Origin of the sequence: Streptomyces sp. N35, assembly GCF_016464295.1 — a bacterium.
Taxonomy (GTDB): domain Bacteria; phylum Actinomycetota; class Actinomycetes; order Streptomycetales; family Streptomycetaceae; genus Streptomyces.
Genome location: NZ_JAEIMH010000112.1, coordinates 1 through 11,011, shown reverse-complemented (window position 1 = coordinate 11,011; position 11,011 = coordinate 1). Strand labels below are relative to the sequence as shown.

The window sequence follows — 11,011 nt, the reverse complement described above, 5'->3', positions numbered from 1 at the left end:
TGCGAGGGCCAGCCCCGCGAAGCCCCCGATGTCCGTCCCCCGCGGGCCGCCTCCCCCACCCCCGTCGAGGCCGAGACGGACGGCGACGGCCGCTGCCGTCTGGCGGCAGCGGGTCAGCGGGGAGGAGACGATCGCCTCGATCGTGCCGCGCGCGGCAAGCGCCGCGGCGACCCGCTCGGCCTGCGCGAGCCCGGCCTCGGAGAGCACGGGGTCGGTGCCGCCACTGCCGGAGAACCGCTTCTGGGGCGTGAGCGCGGTCTCGCCGTGCCGGAGCAGGACGAAGGTGGCGGGGGCGCCCATGTCGGGGGCGGACCAGCCTTGGGCCGGCGCGGGGCTGGAGAGAGGGCCGGCCAGAGCGCTGGACAGACCCCTCCCGCCCGGGGGCCGAGCCCCTTTCAGGCTATCGGGACCCACTGACAACGCCGGTTCGGGCCCCGGTGACAACGCCGGTTCCACCACCGCCGACACCCCCGGTCCGGTCGCCGCCGACACCCCCGATTCGCCCGCCGCGACATTGCGCGCCGCCCGGGTGTCGAGGTCGGCGGGGGACGCCGAGGCGTCCCACTGTTCGCCGCGCTTGCCCGCGTCCATCGCCTCGTTGGCGAGGCGGTCGGCGTGCTTGTTCTGCTCGCGCGGGATCCACTCATAGGTGACCGAGGAGGCCGGGAAGGCCGAACGGGCCTGCGCCGCAAGGGGCTTCATGTCCGGGTGCTTGATCTTCCAGCGGCCCGACATCTGCTCGACCACGAGCTTGGAGTCCATGCGGACCCGCACCGTGCCCGTCGGGTCGAGCGCGAAGGCCGCCCGCAGCCCCGCGATCAGACCGCGGTACTCGGCCACGTTGTTCGTCGCGATCCCGATGAACTCGGCGCGCTCCGCGAGCACTTCACCGCTGTCGCCGTCGATGACGACCGCACCGTAGCCCGCGGGCCCCGGGTTGCCCCGGGACCCGCCGTCCGCCTCGATCACAAAGCGCATGCGCGAGAACCCTTACAGCCCGGACTCCGAGGTGCGGACCAGGATGCGGCGGCAGTTCTCGCAGCGCACGATCGCGTCGGGCGCCGCGGCACGGACCTCGTTGACCTCGGTGATGTTGAGCTCCAGGCGGCAGCCCTCGCAGCGGCGCTGGTAGAGGCGGGCCGCACCGACGCCGCCCTCCTTCGCGCGCAGCTTGTCGTAGAGCTTCAGAAGATCGTCCGGTACGGAGGCGGCGACGACCTCGCGCTCCTTGGTGGCCGTGGCGATCTCGCCGTCGATCTCCTTGTACGCGGCGTCACGGCGGGCCGTGGCGTCGTCGACCTTGCCCTGCACGGAGCCGACCCGCTCGGTCAGTTCGGCCACGCGCTCCTGGGCGGACTCACGGCGCTCCATGACCTCGAGCACCACGTCCTCCAGGTCGCCCTGGCGCTTGGCGAGCGAGGCGATCTCGCGCTGCAGGTTCTCCAGGTCCTTGGGGCTGGTGACCGCGCCGGAGTCGAGGCGCTGCTGGTCGCGGACGGCGCGCTGGCGCACCTGGTCCACGTCCTGCTCGGCCTTGGTCTGCTCGCGGGCGCAGTCGCCCTCCTCCGTCGTGGCGGCGACGAGCAGGTCGCGCAGCTGGGTGTGGTCCTTGTTCAGGGACTCGATCTCGGCGTGCTCGGGCAGCGCATCGCGCCGGTGGGCGAGCTGCGACAGGCGCAGGTCGAGGGCCTGGACGTCGAGGAGTCGGATCTGGTCGGCGGGCGCGGCGTTCAGTTGGGGGCTCCTGCTGTCGTCGGGGTGGTGGCCGCGTGGGCGGTCCAGGGGTCGGTGACCGTCTTCGAGACATGGACCCGAAGGCCCCAGCCGTGACGGTCGGAGATCTCGTCGAGCTGCGCCGCGGCCTGTTCGCACCAGGGCCACTCGGTGGCCCAGTGCGCGGCGTCGAGCAGCGCGAGCGACGTGTGCTGTACGGCTTCGGAGACCGGGTGGTGGCGCAGGTCGGCGGTGAGGAAGGCGTCCACGCCCGCTTCCCTCACGTATCCGAAGAGGCTGTCCCCGGAGCCGCCGCTGACGGCGACCGTGCTGATCACCTTGTCCGGGTCGCCGGCCGCGCGGATGCCCTGCGCGGTGGCGGGCAGGCGCCCCGCGGCGTACGCGGCGAACTCGTGCAGCGGCATGGGGTGCGGCAGTTCGCAGATCCGGCCGAGTCCGCGGCGGCCCTTGTCGTCCGTCGGATCCGGTACGAGGGGGCCCACGACGCGCAGGTCGAGGGCGCCCGCGAGGGCGTCGGAGACTCCGGGGTCGGCGGTGTCGGCGTTGGTGTGGGCGACGTGCAGCGCGATGTCGTTCTTGATCAGGTCGTGGATGACCCGGCCCTTGAAGTGCGTGGCCGCGACCGTCGTGGTCCCGCGCAGATAGAGCGGGTGGTGGGTGACGAGCAGACCGGCGCCCAGGTGCACGGCCTCGTCGACGATCTCCTGCACCGGGTCGACGGCGAACAGGACCCGGTCCACCTCGGCGTCCGGCTCCCCGCAGACCGTCCCGACGGCGTCCCACGACTCGGCCCGGTCAGGGGGCCAGAGGGCGTCGAGCGCGGTGAGGACTTCGTGGAGGCGGGGCACGCAGCGATGCTACCTGGGCCGCGGCGGTGTCGGCCCCTCGCGGGGAAGCGGATCCGGACCTGCGGCCACCCTGTGCACGCAGGGGATGTACGCAGGTGCTCGCACGGCCTGTGCGGAGACCTCACACGGGCGAGGACGGACCCGGTCACCGGCCGCCCGAGCGGGCCGGGGAAGCCGGGACGACCGTCAGGTCAGCCCGCGACCCCCCGCAGCACCACCGCCACGAGATCGTCCACCGCCTCCGGGGCCGGCTCGGCCGGGGCCCGTTCGTCGAACAGCGCCGAGATCACGACCTCATGGCAGAAGCCCACGATGATCCGGGCCGCCGCGTCGGTCCTGGCCCCGCGCGGCAGTCGGCCCAGGTCCCGCTCGGCGCGCAGATGGCCGGCGAGGCGGTCGCGCCAGTCCTCGCCCGGTCCGCCGAGCTCGGCGAACCGCGCGAGCACCTTCGGCTGGGAGAAGAAGCCGGTGAACGCGGGCAGGATCGCCCGGTGCATGGCCAGGCCGTACGCGACGTACGCCTTGAGGTTGGCCTCGACGGTCCCCGTGCCCGGCTCGGGCAGTGTGCCGAGCCCCCGCTCCACCTTCCGCACATGGGCGGTGAGGGCGTGGGCGAGCAGTTCTTCCTTGTCGGCGAAGTGGTTGTAGAGCACTCCGTCGGCCACCGAGGCCTCACGGGCGATCGCGCGCACGGTCAGGCCGACGGTGCCGCGCTCGGCGATGACGCGCTCGGCGGTCGCGATGAGATGGTCGCGCAGGCTCCCGCCGTCCGGCAGCGCGGCCGCTTTCCTAGGTGACATCGACCTGATCGTAGTGAGCCGCCCCGGTCTCGTCCCACCGCGCCACCTCCGCCAGGAACGCGGCCGGTTCCACGGCCTCGTCCAGATGCCGCACTCCGGGCGGCAGGGCGGCGAGTTCGCGTACGGCGAGCGCCGCCACGACGCCCGTGGTCCGGCTCTGCAGCCGGCCGCCGAACGACGCGCTGCGCCCCTCGGACGCGGCGGTCACCGCGAACCCGTCGCCGCCGGGATGCACCCGGCTCAACGAGGCGAGCAGCGCCCGCCGTACGGGCTTCGCCGCGAGCAGCCGCGCGACGCCGGGCAGCCGGGCGGCGGCGAGCACGGTGGTCATCGCCCGCGAGTCCAGGCACATGCCGGTCGCCACCCGTGCCGCCCCCGAGGTGCGCGGCAGCGTGTACTGGTCGGAGAACGGGAAGCCGTGCACCTTCCTGTTTCCGTACGGGGCGGGGAACCGCATCCGCCAGGACGGCCCCAACTCGGCGAGCCCGTCGAGCGTCCAGGCCAGCGCGGCGGGCCCGTGCGCCTCGCCCGAGCCGAGCAGCACCCCGATCCGCACGTCGACGCCGCCGACCTGCCGGACCAGGAGGTTGGTGATGCCGGGTGCGAGGCCGACGCTGAGCAGTGCGCCCGCCCCGTGCTCGACGGCGAGTCCGTGCAGCCGCTGCACGCCGATGAGGCGCTCGTGGTCCGCGGACACGTCGACGTAGTGGACGCCCCGTACGAAACAGGCCCTGGCCACGCGGGCGTTGTCGTGGTCGACGCACATCACCACGGCGTCGGTGCCGTCGAGCGCCCGCTCCAGGTCCGCGGCATCGTCCAGATCGAGTCGTACGGCTGAAGTGCCGGGCAGCGCGCGGGGGTTGCGGCCCGCGACGACCACGGCGCCGGGGTACCACCGCGACAGGAGGGCCGCGGTCTCCCGGCCGACCGCCCCGTATCCGCCGATGAGCAGGATCCGCTTCACCGGACGGCCTCCACCAGCAAGGCGCTGCCCGTGAGCCGGACCGCGCCGTCGCGTTCGAAGCGACGGAACGCGTCCGTCAGGGCGGCGCGCAGCGGGCCCGGGTCCGCGCCCGCGAGGTGGTGGCGCACCGGACCCCAGCCGGTGAAGAACTCCGCCGCGTCCACGGCGTCGCGCCCCCAGGTCTCCGCCGCCTCGATCCGCCGTATCGATACGTCGCCGAAGCCCGCCTTGCCGAGGATCGTGCGGACGCGGTCGGGGTCGGAGAGCGACATCGGTCCGCTGCGTTCGGGGTCCGGGGTCGTGTGCCAGGCCGGGAGGTGCTCGCGCGCGGCGGCGAGGACCGTGCCCAGATCGGAGCCGGTGACGTCCGGCATGCTGAGGAACGCGAGGCGTCCGCCGGGGCGCAGGGCCCGGGCGACGTTGCCGAACGCCGCCACCGGGTCGGCGAAGAACATCACGGCGAACCGGCTGATCGCGGCGTCGAACTCCCCTTCGGCGAAGCCGAAGACCTGGACGTCTCCCTGCGTGAAGGCCACGTTCCCGATGCCCTCGTCGAGGGCGGTTGCCCGGGCGCGGGCGAGCATCGGTGCGGACAGGTCGACGCCGAGCACCCGCCCGGCGTGCGCGCGGCGGGCCGCGAGCCGGGTGGTCTGTCCTGCGCCGCAGCCGAGGTCGAGCACGCGGCTCGCCTCGTCGATGCCGGCCGCGTCGAGCAGCGCCGCGTTGAAGCCGCCGTTGATCGCGTTGTAGCGGTCGTGGTGGGCGGCCCAGTGCTCGCCCTCGTATCCGTTCCAGGCTTCGGACTGCTGGACGTTGGCGATCTGCGCCATCTCGGCCTCCCGTAATGAACATGCGTCCATGACCCTGCGTTCAGAATGAAGGACAGAGCGCGGAAACGCACCCGTCCCCGACCGCACAAGGCGGCCGGGGACGGTGAACTCAGGGAATGCGGGCGTTACTTGACGAGGAAGCCCCGCAGGTCGCCGAGGACCTCGTGGGCGGCCGTCACGCCGAGGCCCAGGTACCAGGTCTCGTCCGGGACGTCCTTCGCCTGGCCGTTCTTGACCGCGCCGAGCTTCTTCCAGAGCGGGTTGTCCTCGGCGGTGTCGCGCTTGGTCTTGTTCACGTCGCCGTAGACGCCGGTGAAGATCCAGTCGGCGTCGGCCTCGTCGATCTTCTCGGGGCTGATCTCGGTCGCCAGATCGTCGATCTGCTGGTTCTTCGGGCGCGGAACGCCGACGTCCTCGAGGATCGTGCCGATGAACGAGGCCTTCGCGTACAGGCGGATGCGGTCCGGCATGTAGCGCAGCATCGTGACGGTCGGCTTCTTCTCGCCGAGGTCCGCGCCGAGCTTCTTGGCCTGCTCCTCGTACTCCGCGATCTTCTCCTCGGCCTCCGCACGCTTGTCGAGCGCGGTGGCGTTGAGAAGGTAGTTCTCCTTCCAGGTGAAGCCCGGGCGGATGGAGAACACGGTCGGGGCGATCTTGGAGAGCTGCGGGTAGAGCTTCTCCGCTCGCAACTGCGAACCGAGGATCAGGTCGGGCTTGAGGCCCGCGATCGCCTCCAGGTTGAGGGAGTTGATCGTGCCGACGTCCTTCGGGCTGCCGGCGGCCTTGCTCAGGTACTCGGGGATGCCGTCGTCGCCCTCGGTGGGGGCGTAGCCGACGGGCTTGATGCCGAGCGAGACGACATTGTCGAGCTCGCCGACGTCGAGCACCACGACGCGCTTGGGCTGCGCCTTGAGCCGGGTCTTGCCGAGGGGGTGCGTGATGGTGCGCGGGACCTCGCCGGGCTTGGCGCCCGTGCCCATCTTCGCGGTGCCCTCGGCGGCCTTGGCGAAGTCCTCGCCGCCGGTGGCGACCTTCTTGCTGCCCGCGCCGTTCTCCGACTTCTTCGATCCGTCGCCGCCTGCGTCGGAGGAAGAGCAGGCGCCGAGGGACAGCGCGGCGGCTACGGCGAGGGCTGCGGCGGCGGTGCCGCGGCGGCGAAGGGACATCGACGCTCCATAAAGGCGAGGCGCACACGGCCTTACGCCGGGGAGGTGCGCACACAGGATTTGCTTAGGTAACCCTCACCTTACGCATCCGGGGCAACGGAAGGCACAGCCACCCCCTGTGACGCTTCCGACAGCAGGGCAACAGCACAGGGACCTCCCGTCTCTCAGGCGAATCAGGACATCGCCACCCTTTGGTGTGAAGCGTGCGGCGGCGCGTCCCACGCCAGCGCGTACGAAAACTAGCTTTCGTCACCGGAGGTGAAGGCCGGATGACGACGACGGCGTGTGCGACGGATGCGGTCCCTGGGGACGATGGGACTGGTGTGATGAGGCGTCCGGGGTTCACGATCGCGGCCGACGGTTCCTATGCCGCGCGGCTCGCACCGCGCGGCGAGGTCTGGTGCCCCGAGCGCTGGAGCCTGGACAGTCCCGAGCCCTATGTGGTGCCGCTGCCGCTCGACCAGCCCGAGGAGCCGGACACGGAGGTGCTGCCGCTGGCCGACGGACGGGTGCTCGTGCACCGCCTCGCGGACGGCCGCCACATGTTCTCGCTCCTCTACCCGACGGGTCCCGGTACGGGCCAACTGCCGCTCGGCGCCGTGGAGACGGCCGAGCTGACACTGCTGCCGCCCTCGCCCAGCGGGAGCCCGGCGTACGCGCTCGCACCCGGTGAACGGTCGAGTTCCGTCTGGCTGGTGGCGGGCGGCGCGTTCGGACCCGAGCTGGTCGCGCAGGTGCCGGGCCGCTGCTCGGGCGGGGTGTGGCTGGACCGTACCGGGCGGATGCTCGCGCTCGACCAGCACCTGGACGGGCGTACGAAGACGGTCGCCGTCGATCTGGAGCGCGGGGGTGAGGTCTCGCCGCTGCTCCAGATCGGCGACGACTCCGACGACCGGCTGCTGCTCGCCGACCCCGGCAGCGGCTTCGTCCTGGTGCGCTCGAACGCGCCCGGCGAGGACCGGATCGGCTGGGGCCAGCTCGGTTCGACCTTGCCGATACGTTTCCCCGAAGGGCTGCGCCTGGAGGACTGCGTGGTGACGCCGTTCGCCATACAGCCCGGCCAGGTCCTCAACCCCGAGGCCTGCGCGGTGGCGCTCAGGATCGACGGCGCGGCGGGCAGCTGGGCCGGTATCTGGTCGCCTCAGCGGCGAGGGACCCAGCAGTTCGCGGCACCGTACGGCTGGCTGGGCAGCGGTCTGTGGTCCCCGGGCCAGGAGCTGCTGCTGCCCTACGTCACCGAGGACACCCCGTGCGGCCTCGCGCGGGTGACACCGGCCGCACCGGAGCCGGAGTGCCTGCCCGCACCCGTCGCGGCGGAGCCCGGACCCGAGCCGGCGGCGAGCGGCGCACTGCGGCCCGTACCGCTGCAACAGGCCCTGCTGACGGGCCGGTTGACGGGCGGCTGAGCCGCGCGCGTGAGGGTCGCTGAGCCGCACGCGTGACGGTCGCTGAGCCGCGCGTGACGGTCGCTGAGCCGCACGCGAGGGTCGCCGACCCGCGCGCGGCCCGCTGATCCGCACGCGCGAGGGCCGGCCGCAGCGATGCCGGCCGGCCCTCCACGTACGGCGAAAAGATCCTCAGCCGTGCTTGAGCCCGAGCACCTCGGCCGCGGCGAAGGTCTCCCCCGCCGGGCGGTCCTCGTACCACGGGGTGATCAGCTCATCGAGCTCGTCGTACGTGAACACCTCCTTGGCGGTGTCGAACTTCGCGGCCACCTTGGGCCGTTCGACCACCGCGACCATCCCGCCGTGCACCACGAGCAGCTGCCCGTTGACCTTCGCGGCCGCCGGTGAGGCGAGGTAGCCGACGAGCGGGGCGACGTGCTCGGGCGCCAGCTTGTCGAGTCCGCCGTCCGTCGGCTCCTGGAAGCCGGCGAAGACGTCCTCAGTCATCCGGGTGCGGGCACGCGGGCAGATGGCGTTGGCCGTGACCCCGTACTTGCCGAGCGCAAGCGCGGAGGACGTGGTCAGCCCGACGATGCCGCCCTTCGCGGCCGCGTAGTTGGGCTGGCCTGCCGAACCCGCGAGGAAGGCCTCGGACGAGGTGTTGATGATCCGCCCGAAGACCGGGCCACCGGACGCCTTCGACCGCTCGCGCCAGTGCACGGAGGCGAAGTGCGTCGTGTTGAAGTGGCCCTTGAGGTGGACGCGGATCACCGAGTCCCACTCGTCCTCGGACATCGAGAAGACCATCCGGTCGCGCAGAATGCCCGCGTTGTTGACCAGGATGTCCAGCTTGCCGAACGAGTCGATCGCCAACTGCACCAGCTGACGGGCCTGTTCGTGGTCGGCGACATCGCCCAGGTGCGCGACGGCCCGGCCGCCCGCCGCCTCGATCTCGGCCACGACCTGCTCGGCGGGGGTCGCCGAGGCCTCGCCGGAACCGTCTCTGCCCGGCTGCCCGAAGTCGTTGACGACGACGCTCGCGCCGAGCCTGGCCAGTTCCAGGGCCTCGGCCCGGCCGAGGCCGCGTCCGGCGCCGGTGACGATCGCGGAGAGGCCGGCAAGCGGGCCAGTCTGCTGTGACATCAAAGTCCCCTCGTAGACAATCGGTTCAGCGGGCTCAGATCTCGATGCAGGTGCGCAGTGCGACACCCGTCCGCATCTGCTCGATCGCCTCGTTGATCTCGCTCAGCGGCACGCGGTGCGTGATCAGGCCTTCGAGGTCGATACGGCCCGCGCGCCACAGCGCGATGGACCGCTCGTACGAGGCGAGGACATCGCCGCCGCCGTACATGGACGGCAGGATCTTCTTCTCGTCGAAGAACAGCTCGAACATGTTGAACTGCAGGTAGTCGTCGAGCGCGCCCGCACCGACCACGATGAGGCTGCCGCCGCGGCGGGTGGTCTCGTACGCCTTGCGGGCGGTCGCGGACTTGCCGACGACCTCGAAGACGTAGTCGAAGCCTTCGCCGCCGGTGACGCTCTGCTTGGCGTCGCCCAGTTCCTCGGGCGAAACCGCCTTGGTGGCACCGAACTTGAGCGCCGCCTCACGCCGCGAGGCCACCGGGTCCACGGCCACGATCTCGGCGGCACCCTTGAGCTTCGCGCCCTGGATCGCGGAGATGCCGACGCCGCCGCAGCCGATCACGGCGACCGACGAACCGGCCGCGACGTCCGCGGTGTTGATCGCCGCACCGAGCCCGGTGGTGACACCGCAGCCGATGAGCGCGGCGATGTCGAAGGGCACGTCGTCCGGGATCGGCACGGCGCAGCGCGCGTCGACCACGGTCTCCTCGGCGAAGGTGCCGGTGCCCGCGAAGCCGAAGACATCACCGCCGGCCCGCTTGTAGTTGGGGATGCCGGCGTTCATGAACCCGGCCAGGCACAGCTGCTTCTGGCCGCGCTTGCACGCGGGACAGGTCTCGCACGCGGGCAGCCAGCACACCAGGACGCGGTCGCCCACCTTGACGTTGGTGACGCCCTCGCCGACCTCGAGGATCTCGCCGGCGCCCTCGTGCCCGGGCACGAACGGGCCGGGCTGCGGCAGCACCCCGCTCATCGCGGACAGGTCCGAGTGGCACAGGCCGGTGGCCCGCACCCGGATCTTCACCTTGCCGGGCCCGAAGCCGGTGGTCTCGAAGTCGTCGAGCACTTCCAGCTTGTCCTGGCCGATCTCGTGCAGTACTGCTGCGCGCATGGTGCGGCTCCTTCTCGGATGCGGTGCGGAACAGGCTTAGTACGTGAGGGAGTTACGGGGATCAGGAGTGCTCGACCACGGTGTCCGCGAGCACGGGCGCGTCGTCCCGTTCGGCCGCGGTCACCGACACCTGGACCTTGCCGTCGAGCTGCCAGATGCGGATCCGCAGGGTCTCGCCGGGGAAGACCACACCCGCGAAGCGTGTGGTGTACGAGCGCACCCGGGTCACATCGCCGTCGAGCACGCTGTCGACGATGGCTTTCAAAGTCATCCCGTAGGAACACAGCCCGTGCAGGATCGGCTTGTCGAAGCCGGCCAGCTTGGCGAACTCGGGGTCGGCGTGCAGCGGGTTCCAGTCGCCGGAGAGGCGGTACAGGAGCGCCTGGTCCTCGCGGATGGTCTTCTCGACGGTCTTGTCCGGTGCGCGGGCGGGCAGTTCGAGCCGGTCGGAGGGTCCGCGCTCACCGCCGAAGCCGCCCTCGCCGCGGACGAAGATCTGGGTGTCGCAGGTCCACAGCGGGCCCTCGTCGTCGGTGACCTCCGAGCGCATCACGATCACGGCGGCCTTGCCCTTGTCGTACACGGCCGGGATCGTCGAGCTCTGCACCGCCTTGCCCTTGACGGGGATCGGCCGGTGCAGTGTGACCTTCTGGCCGCCGTGCAGGACCGCGGCGAGGTTGACGTCGATCCCGGGCGCGGAGAGTCCGCCCGCGGCGGCCATCCCGCCGCCCGCCACGGTCGCGAAGCTCGGCAGGACCTGCAGCTTGGATTCGAGGGTGTAGCGCAGCTCGTCCGGGTCGGTCGCCGGGATTCCCGCACCCAGGCCCAGGTGGTAGAGCTGGATGTCCTTGTGGTCCCAGGTCAGGTCGGTGCTGCGCGGCTCGGAGGAGACGGCCTTTGCGGCATCAATGGGCATGGGGACGCTGCTCCTTGGGCTGTTTCATGCGCGTGAACGGTCGCGGTCACGCGCGTGGAAGAAGGAGGGGGGGGGCGCGCCCCCCCCCGGCCCCCCCCCGGGGGCCAGATCGAG

11 protein-coding genes are annotated in these 11,011 nt (G+C 71.9%); 1 reads left to right on the top strand and 10 read right to left on the bottom strand.

Translation table 11 applies throughout. The annotated features are described in order from the left end of the window. From JAO81_RS37570 to JAO81_RS37540, 7 genes are all read right to left on the bottom strand, one after another. A partial coding sequence (locus JAO81_RS37570) for a bifunctional RNase H/acid phosphatase (RefSeq protein ID WP_199552489.1) occupies positions 1-978 on the bottom strand: 978 nt, incomplete at its 3' end. 12 nt (positions 979-990) lie between these two features. Beyond that, positions 991-1,734: a zinc ribbon domain-containing protein gene (locus JAO81_RS37565; protein WP_199552501.1), complete on the bottom strand. Its 744-nt coding sequence runs from the start codon at positions 1,732-1,734 to the stop codon at positions 991-993. Next, entirely contained in the window at positions 1,731-2,582 is an 852-nt protein-coding gene (locus JAO81_RS37560) for a Nif3-like dinuclear metal center hexameric protein (protein ID WP_199552488.1), read from the bottom strand. Before JAO81_RS37560 ends, JAO81_RS37565 begins: the two co-directional genes overlap by 4 nt. Before the next feature lie 191 nt (positions 2,583-2,773). Continuing rightward, entirely contained in the window at positions 2,774-3,382 is a 609-nt protein-coding gene (locus JAO81_RS37555; RefSeq protein WP_199552487.1) for a TetR/AcrR family transcriptional regulator, read from the bottom strand. After that, positions 3,372-4,346, bottom strand: a complete 975-nt coding sequence (locus JAO81_RS37550) for a saccharopine dehydrogenase family protein (RefSeq protein WP_199552486.1) — start codon at positions 4,344-4,346, stop codon at positions 3,372-3,374. The genes JAO81_RS37555 and JAO81_RS37550 overlap by 11 nt, the downstream gene beginning before the upstream one ends. After that, complete coding sequence (locus JAO81_RS37545) at positions 4,343-5,176, bottom strand: class I SAM-dependent methyltransferase (protein ID WP_199552485.1); 834 nt, start codon at positions 5,174-5,176, stop codon at positions 4,343-4,345. Before JAO81_RS37545 ends, JAO81_RS37550 begins: the two co-directional genes overlap by 4 nt. A gap of 125 nt (positions 5,177-5,301) precedes the next feature. Next, positions 5,302-6,342, bottom strand: a complete 1,041-nt coding sequence (locus JAO81_RS37540) for an ABC transporter substrate-binding protein (RefSeq protein WP_199552484.1) — start codon at positions 6,340-6,342, stop codon at positions 5,302-5,304. 326 nt (positions 6,343-6,668) lie between these two features. On the opposite strand from JAO81_RS37540, the gene JAO81_RS37535 reads away from it, so the two are divergent. Further along, complete coding sequence (locus JAO81_RS37535; RefSeq protein WP_233416484.1) at positions 6,669-7,748, top strand: hypothetical protein; 1,080 nt, start codon at positions 6,669-6,671, stop codon at positions 7,746-7,748. A gap of 171 nt (positions 7,749-7,919) precedes the next feature. Here the strand turns inward: JAO81_RS37535 and JAO81_RS37530 are convergent, their stop codons facing one another. The 3 genes from JAO81_RS37530 to JAO81_RS37520 form a co-directional block, all read right to left on the bottom strand. Beyond that, positions 7,920-8,870: a 3-oxoacyl-ACP reductase gene (locus tag JAO81_RS37530; protein ID WP_199552482.1), complete on the bottom strand. Its 951-nt coding sequence runs from the start codon at positions 8,868-8,870 to the stop codon at positions 7,920-7,922. A gap of 34 nt (positions 8,871-8,904) precedes the next feature. Beyond that, positions 8,905-9,981, bottom strand: coding sequence for a Zn-dependent alcohol dehydrogenase (locus tag JAO81_RS37525; RefSeq protein WP_199552481.1), 1,077 nt, complete (start codon positions 9,979-9,981; stop codon positions 8,905-8,907). Positions 9,982-10,042: 61 nt separating this feature from the next. Beyond that, positions 10,043-10,897 (bottom strand): MaoC/PaaZ C-terminal domain-containing protein, encoded by an 855-nt coding sequence (locus JAO81_RS37520; RefSeq protein WP_199552480.1) that lies wholly within the window; start codon positions 10,895-10,897, stop codon positions 10,043-10,045. Positions 10,898-11,011: the final 114 nt, after the last annotated feature.